Here is a 14,799-nt window from a genome sequence, read left to right as displayed (position 1 = left end):
ACCGGAATCACCGCGGCCCGGACTTCAAGGCCGCAGCGACTCGGCGGCAAATGCGGCGGCAAACAGCAGGGGCTCGTGTTCTTTGCCAAGGCGGGGGGGTTGCTGTTCCAGCAAGGCATTGCGCTGGAGGGCGGCATGCGCTTCGGCCAGGCCCTGGGCATAAGCCTCCCGGGCGAGGCGCTTGGCTTTCCTCTCGCCATGGATTCCCACCCGGTAGTTTTTACGCCGGCGCTTGCCCCACGCATCCAGCCAAAAAGCCTGCCAATAGGGCGCGGGCGTGCCGCCCGGTTTTTTGGAGGCAGCCAAGTAGCGTGCCACGCCCACCGTTCCCGATGAATTGCCTCTGGTTTTTTGCGCACGGCGCCACTGGCGATGGTCCGCGTCAAATGAGGCGATGTGCGCCTCCAGCGCATCCCGGTAAATCTTGGCGGCGGCTAGCGACTTGCGCTTGCCGCCGTAGCACAGGTCGGTGAATGCCCTGGTCACGGTCCGCCCATAGCGCCGGACACAGACTCGCCAGCTTCTCTCGCGGTCGGAGTCGACGCGGGTGATGCGGCGCAAGGGATTTTGGTAGTCGGTTCTGAACATGGTTTTAAAAACCCTGAACCGTATTCGAATTCCCCAGCCACACCCACGAAGATTGTCTTGGCGCGGGTATTGTTTGTTGGATTTCCGGGGCTTAGCCCGTTTTCACCTTTGAACGCCGACGGAAAAGTAACAGTAAAGTAGGCTCACGCGCGGCGAAGCGAGCGAGTGGCGGATGCCGGCCGTGACCGGCGGGCATGATTTGAAAACCGAAAAGGAAGAGAAAAATGAGACTGTTGATTGCGCTGGTTCTTCCGTGGCTGACCTTCTTCACGATCGGACGGCCGTTCGCGGGCATCTTCTGCCTGGTGCTGCAGCTGACGCTGATCGGCTGGTTGCCGGCCACGATCTGGGCTGTCTATGCACTGAGCCAGTACAAGACAGACCAGAAAATCAAGGCGGCGCTGGCCGGCCAGGGCAAAACCTGACACGGCCCCGGCCCTTGCGCCGGTTCAGCGCGGCGCCAGCAGCTCCGCGTAGCGCGCGAGGTCGACGTTGCCGCCGCTCACGATGACGCCTATCCGTTCGCCCTTCGCGGGCGGATTCGCTTCGAGCGCCTTGCAGGCGCCGGCAAAGGACAGGCAGCCGGTGGGCTCGACCACCATCTTCATGCGCTCGGCGAAAAAACGCATGGCATCCACCAGCTGCGCATCGCTCACGGTGAGGATGTCGTCCACGTCGCGGCGGATGATGCCGAAGGTGTAGTCGCCCAGGTACTGTGTTTGCGCTCCGTCGGCGATGGTTTTGGGTGTGGCGATGCGCACAATGCGGCCGGCGCGCAGCGACTGCAGGCCGTCGTCACCGGCTTCCGGCTCGACGCCGTAAACCTTGCACTTCGGCGCCAGCGCGCGCGCGGCCAGCGCCGAGCCGCTGGTGAGCCCGCCGCCGCCCAGGCAGATGTAGAGGCGGTCCAGCGTGCCGGCTTCCTCGAACAACTCCTTGGCGGCCGTGCCCTGGCCGGCGATCACGTCGGGATGGTCGTAGGGCGGGATCAAGGTCATGCCGCGTTCGGCGGCCAGCCCCTTGGTCAGGGCCTCGCGGTCTTCGGTGAAGCGGTCGTACAGCACCACTTCGGCGCCATAGCCGCGCGTGGCGGCCAGCTTGGCGGCGGGCGCGTCCTGCGGCATCACGATCACCGCGGGCATGCCCAGCATGCGCGCCGACAGTGCCACCGCCTGCGCGTGGTTGCCCGACGAGAAGGCGATCGCGCCGGCCTTGCGCTGCGCGGCATCGAACTTGGACAGCGCGTTGAAGGCGCCGCGAAACTTGAAGGCGCCCATGCGCTGGAAGTTTTCGCATTTGAAGAAAAATTCGGCGCCCCAGCGCGCCTCGGCGGTGGCCGATTTCAGCACCGGCGTGCGGTGCGCATGGCCTTCAATGCGCGCGGCGGCGGCAATAACGTCGTCATAGGTCGGGAGTTGCATGGCGGAGGAGGCTTTCATGGCGGGACGAAAAGTTCAGGGGCTAGCTTAAACGAAGGCGGGGTTTTCCCGGCAGAAGCAGACCGGCCTTTTCTGTACCGGTACAGATTCCCTGTTCTCGTTTCAAGCCCTTCGCGGCGCTGCGGGCACAATGAGGCGATGCGCGCCCTGCTCTCTAGTTTCTCCTGGCGGGAATTGCAACACCACCCCTGGCGCAACGCCGCCGCGGTGGCGGCCGTGATGCTGGGCGTGGCGCTGGCGTTTTCGGTGCAGCTGATCAACGCCTCGGCGCTCAGCGAATTCTCCCAGGCGGTGCGCGCCGTCAACGGCCAGCCCGACCTGGAGCTGCGCGCCGTGCAAGGCGGCTTTGACGAGAACCTCTACCGCCGCGTGGCCGCCGACCCGCAGGTGGCCCTGGCCAGCCCGGTGCTGGAGCTCAGTACCTATGCGCTCACCACATCCGCGGGCGGAAAGGCTGAACGCCTGCCGCTGCGCATCATCGGCGTGGACGCCCTGGCGGTGGCCGCCATGGCGCCGGCCCTGATGCCCGTGCCCTCCAGCGACGCGGGGCGCTTCGCGCTGTTCGCACCGGGCCAGGTGTTCCTGAACCCGGCCGCGCGGCAGCTGTTCAGCAGTCCTTCGCTGCGCCTGCAAAGCGGCCTCGAACTGCGCGAGGTGACCGTGGCCGGCAGCGTGGGCACGGGCGGCGGGCCGCTGGCCGTGATGGACATCGCCGCCGCGCAAGACTTGTTCGGCAAGGGCGGCCAACTTTCGCGCATAGACCTGCGGCTCAAGCCCGGCGCCGAGGCGCGGCGTTTCATCGCCTCGCTGCAACTGCCGCCCGGGATCACCGCCACCGCGCCGGGCGACGCGGCCGAGCGCGTCAGCAACCTTTCGCGCGCCTACCGCGTCAACCTCACGGTGCTCGCATTGGTAGCGCTGTTCACCGGCGCCTTCCTGGTTTTCTCGGTGCTGTCGCTCAGCGTGGCCAAGCGCGCGCAGCAGTTCGCCTTGCTGGGCGTGCTGGGGCTGACGGGACGCGAGCGCCTGCAACTGGTACTGGCCGAGTCCGTGCTGCTGGGCCTGGCCGGCAGCGTGCTGGGCATCGCGTTGGGCACGGCGCTGGCCGCGCTGGCGCTGCGGCTGCTGGGCGGCGACCTGGGCGGGGGCTACTTTTCCGGCGTCGCGCCCAGCCTGCAGTGGAGCGGCGCGGCGGCTTTCACCTACGGCGCGCTGGGCGTGCTGGCGGCTGCCGTGGGCGGCTGGTGGCCGGCGCGGGCCGCGCAAAAGCTGCCGCCCGCGCAAACACTCAAGGGCCTGGGCGCGAGCGCCGGCGGCGGCAAGGGCCACTGGCTCAGCATCGCCCTGATCGCGGCGGGCGGCCTGCTCGCGCTGGTCCCGCCGCTGTTCGGCATTCCGCTGGCGGCCTATGTGTCCGTGGGCCTGCTGCTGGTGGGCGGCATCACGGCCCTGCCCTGGTTGATCGCGCTGCTCTACGACAGGCTCAGCCCGCATGTCACCGACCGCCTCCTGCCGCTGCTGGCGGTGGAGCGCGCGCGCCGCGTGCGCGAAAGCGCGGCCGTGGCCGTGAGCGGCGTGGTGGCGTCGTTAAGCCTGGCGGTGGCACTGACGGCGATGGTGGCGAGCTTTCGCGAATCGGTCACGCGCTGGCTGGACGTGGTGCTGCCGGCCGACCTCTACGTGCGCACGGCGCTGGGCAGCTCGGCCAGCGACACCGCGTATTTCTCGCCGGAGTTCGTGCAGGCCCTGGGCAAGCTGCCCGGCGTGGCGCGCGTGGGCGCGGCGCGCACTGTGCAGTTGCTGCTGGACCCGGCCAGGCCGGCCGTCACGCTGGTCGCGCGCCCGCTTGAAGACCCGGCCACCGCGCTGCCGCTGGTGGGCCGGCTGCTGCCGGTGCCGCCCGGACATGTGGGCATCTACGTGAGCGAGCCCATGGTGGACCTGTATGGCGCGCGCCCAGGCAGCGTCTTTCAGCCGCTCTCGCAGTCATTGCAGGCCGGCGCCGGCACGGCCGCGGCGGCATCGCCGTTTTATGTGGCGGGCGTCTGGCGCGACTACGCGCGGCAGTTCGGCGCGATCGCGATGGACAGGCGGGACTTCGAACGCCTGACCGGCGACCAGCGCGCCAACGACCTGGCGCTATGGCTGGACGGCAGTGCGGCCGACGCCCAGGTGCAACAGTCGGTGCGCGCGCTGGCCGAACGGCAGTCAGGCGCGGGCGCGATGCTGGAGCTGGCGTCGGTCAGCGAACTGCGCGCGACCTCGCTGAAGATTTTCGACCGCAGCTTCGCGGTGACCTACTGGCTGCAGGGGGTGGCGATCGCCATCGGCCTCTTCGGTGTGGCGGCCAGTTTCAGCGCGCAGGTGCTGGCGCGCCGCAAGGAGTTCGGCCTGCTGGCCCACCTGGGCCTGACGCGGCGGCAGATCCTGGCCGTGGTGGCCGGTGAAGGCGCGGCCTGGACGCTGACGGGCGCGCTGGCCGGCCTGGCGCTGGGGCTGGCGGTCTCCACCGTGCTGGTCTACGTGGTGAATCCGCAAAGCTTTCACTGGACCATGGACCTGATGCTGCCCTGGCTGCGCCTGGGCCTGCTGTGCGCGGCCGTGGTGGTGGCGGGCACGCTGACCGCCTGGCTGGCCGGGCGCGCCGCGGCCGGCAAGGACGCGGTGCTGGCGGTCAAGGAAGACTGGTAGCCGCACCATATGCGTGCCCGCATTAGAGGCTGGCTGGGTACACACTCCCCCGCCGTCCTACAGCGGGCAAGGCCTGTCTCCCACGCCACCCGGCCGCCCCGCGCCGCACACTGGCTCCCATGAGCTCGCCTCTTCTTTTATCCCTTCACGCATGGGAGCACGCGATGACCACCCCCACAACCGTCAATTCCCCGCCCCACGCCAATGCCCGTCCCGGCGTGGCCGGCCCCTTGCCGCCCCCTCCGCGCGCCGCCACACGGCTGGCCCACGGCCTGCTGGCCATCCGAAATGAGGACGGCAGCGTGACGCTGTCGCTGGATCAGCCGTTGACCCTGCAAGCCGAGGAACTCGAAGACCTGGTCACCGACATGGCCGGCCTGCGCGCCGAACTGGACCCGCCCTATCCGCTGGACTGCCCGCCGCTGTGCGCGCTGGAGCCCTGCTACACGCCGCGCCACTGGGTCGCCTGCGACCCGCTGACCGGCAAAATTCTGCTGTTCCTGCGCCACCACCTTTTCGGCTGGCTGGGCATCGTGCAGACGCCCGAGGCCGCGCTGGAGATGCTCAAGTCGGTGGCCGTCGAAATGAAGAAGCTGGAACTGTCGGAGCGCGCCCCGAGCCAGGGCCTGCACTGAGCGGGCCGGCGCCCACCGACGGCCGCGCTCATCCATGCAGGAGCCCACCCGCTTCATCCTGCTCTACCTGGTGCTGCCGGCCTGGCTGCTTGCCGGCCTGGCGGACTGGGCCTGCCACCGCCGCAGTGACCTCGCGCACACCACCGGCGCCAAGGAATCGCTGCTGCACATGCTGATGATTCTGGAAGTGGGCCTGGGCGTACTGGCCGCCGTGTTCCTGCAGATCACGTCGGCCGTGTTGCTGCTCTTGCTGGGCCTGCTGGCCCTGCATGCGCTGACCAGCCACTGGGACCTCCACTACGCCTCCGGCCGGCGCCATGTCGGCCCCTTCGAGCAAAGCGTGCATGCCTACCTGGAAGGCTTTCCGCTGGCCGCCTGCGCCTTGCTGCTGGCTGCCCATTGGCCGCAGTTCACCGCGCTGTTCGGGGCGAGCACGCCCGACTGGCGCTGGACCTGGAAGGCCGATCCGCTGTCCACGCCCGTCATCCTGGCGCTGCTGGCCRCATCCGCCGTCCTGGGCTTCGCGCCCTACGCCGAAGAGCTGTACCGCAGCCTCAAGGCGCGCAAAGAAACAGCCGGCACAGCAAAGCCCGCCCCGCCCGGGTTTTAGTTTTCGCCAATATGCGAGCGCCCTTCAAGAGGCGCTTTCTTTTGCTTACTCAAAGTCACGCTTTTGACCCGCAATTGTCATCACAGCACCCTTTTGCGCTCCTACCATGGAGGCACCACCCAAGAAATCGAAATCACTTCATAGAGGTCTTCACCATGGCATCCGTCAAAGCACCGCCACATGACTACCGCATTGAAAACGTCGACCCGGCCAAGGGCAGCCTGTTGCCGCCCAGCAGTTCCAACCATGTTTTTGCGGACTACTCCCTGGCGGTCGCCGTCGCCGTCAAAAGCGTCGCCGACCCCACCCGACAGGAAGTGCGCGTGGTCCACATCCCCAGCGGCGAAGTCGTCTTCAGGACGTCCGGCGCGGGCCGTTCGTTTTGAGTTTTTTGAAATTGCCGAACAGGTCAGGCCAGGCGCACGCTGGCCGCGAAATGATCGTAGACCACCGCGATGCGGCGCAGGTGGCGCGATTCAGCGTGCGCCAGCAGCCACAGGTCTGACTCGCAGCCCTCCAGCGTCTCGCCCAGCGGCACCAGCAACGGTTCGCCGGCCAGCATGAACACGGGCACGATGCCCACCCCCAACCCTGCCTTGATCGCATCCATCACCGCCACGATGCCGTCGGCGTAATGGCGCGGCGTGAGCTTGGGCAGTTGCTTGCGCCGCCACAGCACCGAGGGATGTTCAGGCAGCGACTCATCGGGCGCTATCCAGTCAAAGCCGGCGAGCGCATCCGGCGCCGGCGGCTTCTTCGCCGATGACAAGGCCCTGGCCTGTGCTTTCAGGCCGCACAGCACAAAACGCACGGTGCCCAGCTTGCGCCCCACCAGGTGGTCGGGCGGTTTGCGGGTGGCGCGCAAGGCCAGGTCGGCATCGCGCCGGCTCAGGCTGGCCAGTTCGTTGCCGGTTCGCAGGTCCAGTTGCAGCAAGGGGTGCTGCGCCAGCAAGGGCTTGAGCGAGGGCAGCACCAGGCCGCGCAGCACGGCATCGGTGGTCGTGAGGCGCACCCGGCCGGCCACGCCTTCATGCGGCCGCTGCGCGCTGGCGCGCGCGGCTTCCAGCTCGGCTTCTATGCGCTCGGCGTGCTGCACGAGGCTCAGCATAGGCTCGGTCGGCAAGTAGCCGAGGCGGGAGCGTTCAAACAGGCGCTGGCCCAGGCTTTTCTCGATGCGCTGCACCGAGCGGAACACCGTGGAAGCGTCGGCGCCCAGCCGCCGTGCGGCTTCGGCCAGCGTGGCGCCGCGCACCAAGGCCAGCAGGGTTTGCAGGTCGTAAGCGCTGAGCGCGTATTGCGATTTTGCAATTGATGCTTTCATGATTGCCAATTTACATTGCTTTTATGCAATCGTAAAGTGGCGACTCCCTTAACTCCAGCCCTTGACCGGGCATTGCCATCATGACGACCACCGCCTCCCAAAACCTCGCCGCCGGCCACGGCGCCGCGCTGCTGCGCATCGCACTGGGCACCATGTGGATCACCCACGCGCTGCTGAAAATTTTCGTCTTCACACTGCCCGGCACGGCACAGTTCTTCGAGTCGGTCGGCCTGCCCGGCTTCATGGCCTATGTTGTGGTCGCGGCCGAGCTGGCCGGCGGCGCCGCCTTGCTGCTGGGCTTTTACGGCCGCCAGGCTTCGCTGTTGCTGGCGCCTGTGCTGGCGGTGGTCGTCTGGGTGCACTGGCCCAACGGCTGGGTGTTCACCAGTCCAAAGGGCGGCTGGGAATACCCGCTTTTGCTGCTAGTCGCCTCGCTGGCCCAATGGCTGCTCGGCGACGGCGCCTGGGCCGCGCGCCGCAGCCAGTGGCTGGTGCTCCGTTGAGCAAGCAAGGGAGCAAGCCATGACACTGACCCTCATCAGCCACACCTTATGCCCTTACGTCCAGCGCGCGGCCATCATGCTCACAGAAAAAGGCGTGGCCTTTGGGCGCCGCGACGTGGACCTCGCGAACAAACCGGACTGGTTCAAGGCCGTGTCGCCGCTGGGCAAGACTCCGGTGCTGCTGGTCGACGATGACGCGATTTTTGAGTCGGCCGTGATCTGCGAGTACCTGGATGACACGCTGCTGCCGCGCCTGCATCCGGGCGACGCCCTCCAGCGTGCACGGCACCGGGCGTGGATGGAATTCGGCTCCGCCCTGCTCAATGCCATTGGCGCGTTCTACAACGCCGCCGACGCAGCATCCCTGGCGCGGCATCGTGAAGACATCCAGCGCCGCTTCGTCCAGCTTGAGGCCGTGCTGCCGGACCAAGGCCCTTATTTCGCCGGTACGTCTTTCAGCATGGTCGATGCGGTGTTTGGTCCGGTGTTCCGCTATTTCGATGTGCTGGATGACGTGGGCGAGACCGGATTCTTCGAACAGTTGCCAAAGGTGCGCGCCTGGCGCACCGCCCTCGCCGCACGCCCGTCCGTCCAGCAGGCGGTGGGCAGCGGCTATGGCTCGGAACTGCGGCGCTTCTTCCTGGCCCGTTGCTCCGAGCTCTCCCGCCGGATCGCGGGGCGTGAGAACGGGAACACCGGCATGGGCGCAAGCGCCCCCGTCATTCCGCTCGCGGCAAGATGACGTCGGCACGCGAGAACTGGAACAGGAATAGCAGGCAAGGTGTCTCGCTCACACAGCCGTCCACATGCAAGTCACCACCCGCCTGGCGTACGTAGGACCCGGGCGGCAGGGRGATTCCCGTGCCGTTTCCGTCTTCGTGGCGCCAGATGCCCTTGATCAATACACCGTGGTAGTCGCCACTGTGCGCATGTACCGGCGAACGGAAACCAGGCGGGAGTTCAATGAGCTGGCCGAAGCCGCCATCACGGTTGCGGTCGCCCCAAAGGTCCGTCAAGCGCTGCGGCAGCCCGGGCGCTTGCGGCCGGAACGTCAGTTGCTCAAACGGCACGGAGAGGTTGCGCGCGCCGTCGAAGGCATCGGCATGGGAGAGCATCGGGGTGGCCAGTCCGGTAACCAGGGCCGCGGCGCAGATGTGGCGATAGAGAGAAGATTTTTTCATCATTTGGCGGCCGGAAATTCCGTGGTGTAGGGCTCTTTGTTGAGCAGGAAAATGACGCAAGGTGTTTTCGAAATGCAAGCGTCTTCGTGCAGTTGCGTGTGCACCTGCGTCCAGTAAGCCCCGGGCTGGAGCTTTGCGCTCTTGCCCTCGCCGGTGGATGGCACCCAGTGCTTCCAGGTCCCACGTACGACGATAGCCCGGTAGTCGGCGGTGTGCGAGTGCGCTCCGCTCTTGAAGCCCGGCGGCGCTCTCAACAGGGTGCCCGCCTCGCCTTTGGCGCGGTCACCCCACAAGGCCGCCAATTGCACGGGGATTCGCGGCGATTCGCGATACCAGGGCGTCTTGTCAGCAGGAACGTATTCGTTTTGCAGCCCCTGCGCCCAGGCGACGGGTATGCCGATAGCGAGCGGAAAGAAAGTGAGCGTCTTCAAGATTTGCATGCGGGCTCCTGTAAAAAGGGGATGGCAACCGTGTTATGGCACGGCAGCAAGTTGAGGTTCTTGCATCGGTCCGGTGATAGTGCCGGCCTGCAGGCCGCATGTCGCACACAAACGGCCAGAAAAGCATAATCAGCCAATCCACCCAGCGTGAAAGGCGGCGACATGGCGAGCACATTCACATCCATCCACGTCCAACCGGCAGGCTTGTGCGATGCGCAGGCCCGGGCCAATCACGGGATTTCGCTGCACCTTGGCAGCCCGGCTGCCGCGACCTGCCTGGACATGCCCGGAATGCCGCGTTTTCATCGCAGGCTCGGCGGCATGAACATCGTGCCGGCGGGTGCCCAGAGCCGCTGGGATATCGAATCGCCGATCCAGATGCTGTGCCTGCGGCTGCCGACACAGACGTTCGCGGCCGTGGCGCGGGGCATGGACCTGGACCCCTCGGGTGTGCTGCTGCAGCCGCACAGGCAGGTCCATGACGATCGCATATCGCTGGTGATTCGTGCGCTGCATCTGGAACGCATGGAAGGCATGCCCCACGGGACGTTTCTGGCTGACAGCCTGGAAAACGCCATCTGCGCCCGCTTGCTCCACGCATACGCGTCGCGTCGCGCATTACCCCGCTCCGCCCGGGCCCGGTTCAGTGACGAAGGCTTGCGCAAACTCCTTGCCCACATCGAGGGCAACCTGGAGGACTCACGTCTCACCCTTGAGGAACTGGCGCTTGTGGCCGGCACCAGCGTGTCCTACCTGAAACTGGCGTTCCGGCACGCGGTCGGGAGACCGGTGCACCGCTACATCATCGAGCGCCGCCTGGGGCGGGCCGTCGCCTTCCTGCAGCAGGGGATGCCGATCAGCGCCGCCGCGATGGGCGCAGGCTTTGCCCACGCCTCGCACCTGGCACTCTGGACTCGCCGCCTTTTGCAGGTCACACCGCAGGAGATCCGGCAGCGAGGAAGAGACGACGCAGGCGCCTCCCCGCTCAAGCCTGGCGGAAATTCGCCAGGATCTTGAGCAGGTTGCGCGTGGCGCCATCCAGCGCTTCCGGCGGCCGGTGCACCATGGCCGTGTGGCGTACCAGCGCGGGCTTGAGCGGCAGCAACTGCACGTCATGCCGCACGTGGGACTCCTCCTGCGACTCCTCCCGGGGCAGCACGGCGGCACCGTAGCCGGCCGCGACCAGGCTCTTGATGGCCTCGGAGTAGTTGAGCTCGATGCGCGCGCGCGGCGTGAAACCCGCATCGGCAAACCAGGCCATGGTCATGCGGTACATGTGGGTGGGCGTCTCGTTGAAGATCAGCGGCTTGCCGGCCAGCCAGGCCGGCGTGGCGTGCCTGGGCGCCTTCCAGCGCTTGGGCACAAAAGCCATCATCGGGTCGCTGCGCCAGTGGGTGATCACCATGCCGCGCTGCGCGGGCGGCGGCGTGGCGACCAAGCCCACGTCCAGCGTGCCTTGCAGCAGCCGCTCCAGGGTGTCGGCCGAGCCCAGGATGCTGACCTCGACGTCGATGTCCGGGTGAGCCAGCTCCATGGCCTTGAGCACCTGCGGCAAAAAATACACCAGCACACCGGTGGTGCTGCCCAGGCGCACGCGGCCGGCGCGGCCTTCGACGTGGCGCTTGACCGCATCGACCGCGTCGTCGGCGTCGCGCAGCAGGCGGCGCGCCCGCTCGACCAGCACGGCGCCCGCCGGTGTCGGCTCGACCTTGCGGCCGCCGCGCACCACCAGCGGCGTGCCGAGCCGGCTTTCAAGTTCACTCACGTGCAGGCTGACGGTGGGTTGCGCCAGGTGCAGGCCTTGCGCCGCGGCCGAGAAAGTGCCCAGGTCGGTGATGGCCACCAGGGTGCGCAACTGGTCAAGGTTCAATTCACGCATGAGAGATGCCTCATAAGGTACATCATCAGAAATACTGATAGTTTTAATCAGAAAACTCAACTTCCACAATACCAGAATAAATTGCACCATGGGCGCCTGGCTTTATTCACACCTCACCCCACCAGGAGCACCCCATGCCTTCCGCCGCCATTCCCACCGTCACCCCGGGCTTCAGCCTCACCGCCGGCCTGCACCGCCTTGCGGGCCTGGCGGCGGCGCTGTGCAAAGTCGGTGGCGCCTGGTTCAAGCCGTCGCACGGCGATGCATCGGGTGGGCCGGCGCCCACCCGCCTGCAGCGGGATGAACTGCTGGCCATGAGCACCCATGAACTGAGCGACCTGGGGATAGGCCGCAGCGAGATTCCGGCCTTGTTCGGCGAGCCCTCGTCCTGGCAATCCAGCCGCTATTGAAGACCGGCCACCCGGGGCCCGCTTGCTGCGAGAATCGGGGCCATGACCGCCCTTCAAAGCTCCAGCAGCCCCTGGCTTAGCGCCGCCATTGTCCGCATCGAGGCCGACTACCAGCGCAGTGCCGACACCCACCTGATCCCTTTGCCACTGCCGGAGTTCGCGGCGCGCGGCATCGACTTTTATCTCAAGGATGAATCGACGCATCCCACCGGCAGCCTCAAGCACCGGCTGGCGCGTTCGCTGTTCCTGTATGCGCTGTGCAACGGCCTGATCCATGAAGGCTCGACTATCGTCGAAGCCTCCAGCGGCTCGACAGCGGTCAGCGAGGCCTACTTCGCGCGGCTGCTGGGCCTGCCCTTTATCGCGGTGATGCCGCGTAGCACTTCCCCCGAAAAAGTCGCGCAGATCGAGTTTTACGGCGGGCGCTGCCACTGGGTGGACAGCGCTGCGCAGGTCTACGACGAAGCCCGCAGGCTGGCCCTGGAAACCGGCGGCCACTATATGGACCAGTTCACCTATGCCGAACGCGCCACCGACTGGCGCGGCAATAACAACATCGCCGAAAGCATGTTCACCCAGATGGCGCGCGAGCGGCATCCGGTGCCGCGCTGGATCGTGGTCGGCGCGGGCACGGGCGGCACCAGCGCCACCATAGGCCGCTATGTGCGCTACCAGCGCCACGACAGCCGGCTCTGCGTGGCCGATCCTGCCGGTTCAGTCTTTACCGCCTACCACCGCAGCGGCGATGCCAGCCTGACCGGCGCGGGTTCGCGCATCGAGGGCATAGGCCGGCCGCGCGTGGAGGCCAGCTTTATCCGCACGGTGATAGACCGCATGGTGGAAGTCGCCGACGTGGATTCCATGGCCGCCATGCAGGCGCTGTCGCAGCTGCTGGGCCGGCGGGTCGGCCCGTCGACCGGCACCAACCTGGTGGGCATGCTGGCGCTGGCGCACGAAATGCTGGCGCGCGGCGAACAGGGCTCCATCCTGTCGCTGCTGTGCGATTCCGGCGAGCGCTACCTGCCGACCTATTACAACCCCCAATGGGTGGCCGAGAAGATGGGTGACTGCACGGCCGCCCAGGCGCGCATAGCCGAGCTGATGCGGCCCGTGCCTGCTGCCTGAGCAAGCCATGCCTGCGCTGCCGTCCACACGCGCCTTGCCTCTCCTGCTGCCCAGGCGGGGCATGCTGCTGGCCGGCGCCGCGCTGGCCGGATGGGGCGCCGCCGCGGGCCCGGCGCAGGCCCTGCCCACGAAAGCATTGGTGTTCCCGCGCGACCGCGGCGCCCATCCCGCGTTTCGCACCGAGTGGTGGTACATCACGGGCCAGGCCAGCGCCGAAGCGGGCAAGCGCGTGTTCGGCTTCCAGCTCACCTTCTTCCGCTCGCGCGTGGATGGCACCCAGGGCATGGCCTCGAAATTCGCCGCCAAACAACTGGTCTTCGCCCACGCGGCCCTCACCGACGTGCAGGGCAAAAAACTCTGGCACGACCAGCGCATCGCACGCGATGGTTTTGGCGTGGCAGCAGCTAGCGAAAGCGACATGGACCTCAAGCTGCGCGACTGGTCGCTCAAAGCCGAGGGCGGCAAATACCTCGCAGAACTTCCGTCCACCGACTTCGGGCTCAAGCTCGCATTTGAAGAAACCCAGGACGTGCTGCTGCAGGGCAAGCAGGGCCTGTCGCGCAAAGGCCCCGAGGAAAAGCAGGCCAGCTACTACTACAGCCAGCCGCAGCTCGCGGTGCGCGGCAGCTTGCGGCTCAAGGGCCAGGATTTTGCCGTGAACGGCAAGGCCTGGCTGGACCACGAATGGAGCGAGGAAATCCTGCACCCCGATGCGGCAGGCTGGGACTGGATAGGCATGAACCTCACCGACGGCAGCGCCCTCACCGCCTTCCGGCTGCGCGGCAAGGACGGCGGCACCTTGTGGGACGGCGGCTCCTTCCGCTCTCCCAAGGGCGGGCTCTACACCTTCAGCCGCGGCGAAGTGATCTTCAAGCCCGTGCGCCACTGGAAAAGCCCGTTGACGCAAACCAGCTACCCGGTGGAGTGGATAGTGCGCACTCCCGCCGATTTTTATACCGTGCGCGCCGTGATCGACAACCAGGAACTCGACAGCCGCCAGTCCACCGGCGCGATCTACTGGGAAGGGTTAAGCGAGTTGATCGACAGCAACGGCAAGCTGGTGGGCATGGGTTATCTTGAGATGACGGGGTATGCGCAGCCGCTGCGGATGTGAGCCCCTCTTCAACCTTCACATTTCAACAGGAGAAGTCCATGCGCTGGGTAGCCATCTTTGACGACAAGCCTTCCATGCTCGCGGTGCGCCGGGAGCGCGAGCCGCTGCATCTGGCTTATCTGCGGGCGCATGAAAGCGAGATTCTTATCGCGGGTGGTTTGCGTGAAGCGCCCGGTGGGGGGTTTGTTGGCGGGCTTTGGGTGCTGGAGGTGGAATCGCGGGAACGTGCCGTTGAGCTGGTGGAGAATGATCCTTACTTTGTGTCTGAGTACCGGGGTTATCGGTTGCTGACTTGGGGCAAGGCGTTGGCTGATAAGCAGGTTGTGCTTTGACAGCTTGCACCCGGGGCTCTGCTTGATCGATTGTTGATGTTCTCTTCTTAGTTCTGCTGGCCGGGGGTAGCCCGGCGGCTACTCACTTTTCTTTTGCTTCGCCAAAAKAAAAGTAAGCAAAAGAAAAGGCGACCCTGGTTGCTGCGTCCCTCCGCTGCGCTACGGGCAACCTGCGGTGCTCGGTCCAGCCGGGGTCTCGCTAAACTCGCTTCGCTCAAACAACGCGATCCCTGATCCGCCTGAACCTCCGCTCCTCGGCGCATCCACAAGGGGTGGGGAWGGAATAYCAAATCCAAATACCGAATACCTGAAGAAACAAGGACTCGCCACGGCGAGTCCTTGTTTGTATTTGTCTTCTTTGTTTTTGGTGTTCGGTTCCCGTTCCCGATTGCCCCGTCCTGGCTGGGCCGAGGAGCGCAGACGTAGGCGGATCAGGGATCGCGCTTGTCTGAGCGAAGCGAGTTTGCGCGAGACCCCGCCGTAGTCGAGCACCGCAGGTTGCCCGAAGCGAAGCGTAGGGACCCAGACTGC

The 14,799-nt window shown here is 66.4% G+C and carries 18 protein-coding genes; 12 read left to right on the top strand and 6 right to left on the bottom strand.

What is annotated here, in order from left to right:
* Positions 1-24 precede the first annotated feature (24 nt).
* Positions 25-486, bottom strand: coding sequence for a hypothetical protein (locus AC1D1Y_RS19415; RefSeq protein WP_477683766.1), 462 nt, complete (start codon positions 484-486; stop codon positions 25-27).
* Between the two features lie 326 nt (positions 487-812).
* Between AC1D1Y_RS19415 and AC1D1Y_RS19410 the strand changes: the two genes are divergently transcribed.
* Complete coding sequence (locus AC1D1Y_RS19410; protein WP_477683765.1) at positions 813-1,013, top strand: YqaE/Pmp3 family membrane protein; 201 nt, start codon at positions 813-815, stop codon at positions 1,011-1,013.
* A 24-nt stretch (positions 1,014-1,037) separates the two neighbouring features.
* On the opposite strand, the gene AC1D1Y_RS19405 is transcribed toward AC1D1Y_RS19410, so the two are convergent.
* Positions 1,038-2,009: a threo-3-hydroxy-L-aspartate ammonia-lyase gene (locus AC1D1Y_RS19405; RefSeq protein WP_477683793.1), complete on the bottom strand. Its 972-nt coding sequence runs from the start codon at positions 2,007-2,009 to the stop codon at positions 1,038-1,040.
* A gap of 156 nt (positions 2,010-2,165) precedes the next feature.
* On the opposite strand from AC1D1Y_RS19405, the gene AC1D1Y_RS19400 reads away from it, so the two are divergent.
* The 4 genes from AC1D1Y_RS19400 to AC1D1Y_RS19385 all read left to right on the top strand — a co-directional run bounded on the left by AC1D1Y_RS19400 (position 2,166) and on the right by AC1D1Y_RS19385 (position 6,349).
* On the top strand, positions 2,166-4,718 hold the full coding sequence (locus AC1D1Y_RS19400; RefSeq protein ID WP_477683764.1) for an ABC transporter permease: 2,553 nt from the start codon (positions 2,166-2,168) through the stop codon (positions 4,716-4,718).
* Positions 4,719-4,882: 164 nt separating this feature from the next.
* Positions 4,883-5,353 carry a hypothetical protein gene (locus AC1D1Y_RS19395; protein ID WP_477683763.1) on the top strand — a complete coding sequence of 157 codons (471 nt, stop codon included), beginning with the start codon at positions 4,883-4,885 and terminating at the stop codon, positions 5,351-5,353.
* Between the two features lie 34 nt (positions 5,354-5,387).
* Positions 5,388-5,963, top strand: coding sequence for a diguanylate cyclase (locus AC1D1Y_RS19390; RefSeq protein WP_477683762.1), 576 nt, complete (start codon positions 5,388-5,390; stop codon positions 5,961-5,963).
* Between the two features lie 155 nt (positions 5,964-6,118).
* Entirely contained in the window at positions 6,119-6,349 is a 231-nt protein-coding gene (locus tag AC1D1Y_RS19385) for a hypothetical protein (RefSeq protein WP_477654260.1), read from the top strand.
* A 23-nt stretch (positions 6,350-6,372) separates the two neighbouring features.
* Here the strand turns inward: AC1D1Y_RS19385 and AC1D1Y_RS19380 are convergent, their stop codons facing one another.
* On the bottom strand, positions 6,373-7,284 hold the full coding sequence (locus AC1D1Y_RS19380; protein ID WP_477683761.1) for a LysR family transcriptional regulator: 912 nt from the start codon (positions 7,282-7,284) through the stop codon (positions 6,373-6,375).
* 80 nt (positions 7,285-7,364) lie between these two features.
* Between AC1D1Y_RS19380 and AC1D1Y_RS19375 the strand changes: the two genes are divergently transcribed.
* Positions 7,365-7,787 (top strand): DoxX family protein, encoded by a 423-nt coding sequence (locus tag AC1D1Y_RS19375; RefSeq protein ID WP_477683760.1) that lies wholly within the window; start codon positions 7,365-7,367, stop codon positions 7,785-7,787.
* Between the two features lie 19 nt (positions 7,788-7,806).
* On the top strand, positions 7,807-8,529 hold the full coding sequence (locus AC1D1Y_RS19370) for a glutathione S-transferase family protein (RefSeq protein ID WP_477683759.1): 723 nt from the start codon (positions 7,807-7,809) through the stop codon (positions 8,527-8,529).
* Here the strand turns inward: AC1D1Y_RS19370 and AC1D1Y_RS19365 are convergent.
* The gene (locus AC1D1Y_RS19365) at positions 8,507-8,971 is read right to left on the bottom strand and encodes a DUF4437 domain-containing protein (RefSeq protein ID WP_477683758.1); all 465 of its coding nucleotides are present in this window, start codon (positions 8,969-8,971) and stop codon (positions 8,507-8,509) included. The two genes, AC1D1Y_RS19370 and AC1D1Y_RS19365, sit on opposite strands and share 23 nt — an antisense overlap.
* The gene (locus AC1D1Y_RS19360; RefSeq protein WP_477683757.1) at positions 8,968-9,408 is read right to left on the bottom strand and encodes a DUF4437 domain-containing protein; all 441 of its coding nucleotides are present in this window, start codon (positions 9,406-9,408) and stop codon (positions 8,968-8,970) included. Before AC1D1Y_RS19360 ends, AC1D1Y_RS19365 begins: the two co-directional genes overlap by 4 nt.
* 162 nt (positions 9,409-9,570) lie before the next feature.
* On the opposite strand from AC1D1Y_RS19360, the gene AC1D1Y_RS19355 reads away from it, so the two are divergent.
* Positions 9,571-10,425, top strand: a complete 855-nt coding sequence (locus AC1D1Y_RS19355; protein WP_477683756.1) for a helix-turn-helix transcriptional regulator — start codon at positions 9,571-9,573, stop codon at positions 10,423-10,425.
* Here the strand turns inward: AC1D1Y_RS19355 and AC1D1Y_RS19350 are convergent.
* Positions 10,394-11,287: a LysR family transcriptional regulator gene (locus AC1D1Y_RS19350; protein WP_477683755.1), complete on the bottom strand. Its 894-nt coding sequence runs from the start codon at positions 11,285-11,287 to the stop codon at positions 10,394-10,396. The two genes, AC1D1Y_RS19355 and AC1D1Y_RS19350, sit on opposite strands and share 32 nt — an antisense overlap.
* A gap of 134 nt (positions 11,288-11,421) precedes the next feature.
* Here AC1D1Y_RS19350 and AC1D1Y_RS19345 point away from each other — a divergent pair, with 134 nt between their 5' ends.
* The 4 genes from AC1D1Y_RS19345 to AC1D1Y_RS19330 are packed head-to-tail and all read left to right on the top strand — an operon-like array spanning position 11,422 to position 14,268.
* Complete coding sequence (locus tag AC1D1Y_RS19345; protein WP_477683754.1) at positions 11,422-11,697, top strand: DUF1127 domain-containing protein; 276 nt, start codon at positions 11,422-11,424, stop codon at positions 11,695-11,697.
* 42 nt (positions 11,698-11,739) lie between these two features.
* Positions 11,740-12,822 (top strand): PLP-dependent cysteine synthase family protein, encoded by a 1,083-nt coding sequence (locus AC1D1Y_RS19340; RefSeq protein WP_477683753.1) that lies wholly within the window; start codon positions 11,740-11,742, stop codon positions 12,820-12,822.
* 7 nt (positions 12,823-12,829) lie between these two features.
* A complete protein-coding gene (locus tag AC1D1Y_RS19335; RefSeq protein ID WP_477683752.1) occupies positions 12,830-13,936 on the top strand; it encodes a lipocalin-like domain-containing protein in 1,107 nt (368 codons plus the stop codon).
* 38 nt (positions 13,937-13,974) lie between these two features.
* Positions 13,975-14,268, top strand: coding sequence for a YciI family protein (locus AC1D1Y_RS19330; protein WP_477683751.1), 294 nt, complete (start codon positions 13,975-13,977; stop codon positions 14,266-14,268).
* Positions 14,269-14,799: the final 531 nt, after the last annotated feature.

The sequence above is a fragment of the Polaromonas sp. P1_G1 genome, from assembly GCF_056405595.1.
The sequence above is the reverse complement of the archived record's forward strand: the minus strand, read 5'-3'. Positions and strand labels throughout refer to the sequence as shown.

Bases quoted from the DNA above. Each gene is read 5' to 3' on its own strand.
- AC1D1Y_RS19380 (WP_477683761.1), bottom strand. From the start codon at position 7,284: ATGAAAGCATCAATTGCAAAATCGCAATACGCGCTCAGCGCTTACGAC.
- AC1D1Y_RS19360 (WP_477683757.1), bottom strand. From the start codon at position 9,408: ATGCAAATCTTGAAGACGCTCACTTTCTTTCCGCTCGCTATCGGCATA.
- AC1D1Y_RS19400 (WP_477683764.1), top strand. From the start codon at position 2,166: ATGCGCGCCCTGCTCTCTAGTTTCTCCTGGCGGGAATTGCAACACCAC.
- AC1D1Y_RS19375 (WP_477683760.1), top strand. From the start codon at position 7,365: ATGACGACCACCGCCTCCCAAAACCTCGCCGCCGGCCACGGCGCCGCG.
- AC1D1Y_RS19385 (WP_477654260.1), top strand. From the start codon at position 6,119: ATGGCATCCGTCAAAGCACCGCCACATGACTACCGCATTGAAAACGTC.
- AC1D1Y_RS19405 (WP_477683793.1), bottom strand. From the start codon at position 2,009: ATGCAACTCCCGACCTATGACGACGTTATTGCCGCCGCCGCGCGCATT.
- AC1D1Y_RS19395 (WP_477683763.1), top strand. From the start codon at position 4,883: ATGACCACCCCCACAACCGTCAATTCCCCGCCCCACGCCAATGCCCGT.
- AC1D1Y_RS19370 (WP_477683759.1), top strand. From the start codon at position 7,807: ATGACACTGACCCTCATCAGCCACACCTTATGCCCTTACGTCCAGCGC.
- AC1D1Y_RS19355 (WP_477683756.1), top strand. From the start codon at position 9,571: ATGGCGAGCACATTCACATCCATCCACGTCCAACCGGCAGGCTTGTGC.
- AC1D1Y_RS19340 (WP_477683753.1), top strand. From the start codon at position 11,740: ATGACCGCCCTTCAAAGCTCCAGCAGCCCCTGGCTTAGCGCCGCCATT.
- AC1D1Y_RS19335 (WP_477683752.1), top strand. From the start codon at position 12,830: ATGCCTGCGCTGCCGTCCACACGCGCCTTGCCTCTCCTGCTGCCCAGG.
- AC1D1Y_RS19330 (WP_477683751.1), top strand. From the start codon at position 13,975: ATGCGCTGGGTAGCCATCTTTGACGACAAGCCTTCCATGCTCGCGGTG.
- AC1D1Y_RS19350 (WP_477683755.1), bottom strand. From the start codon at position 11,287: ATGCGTGAATTGAACCTTGACCAGTTGCGCACCCTGGTGGCCATCACC.
- AC1D1Y_RS19345 (WP_477683754.1), top strand. From the start codon at position 11,422: ATGCCTTCCGCCGCCATTCCCACCGTCACCCCGGGCTTCAGCCTCACC.
- AC1D1Y_RS19410 (WP_477683765.1), top strand. From the start codon at position 813: ATGAGACTGTTGATTGCGCTGGTTCTTCCGTGGCTGACCTTCTTCACG.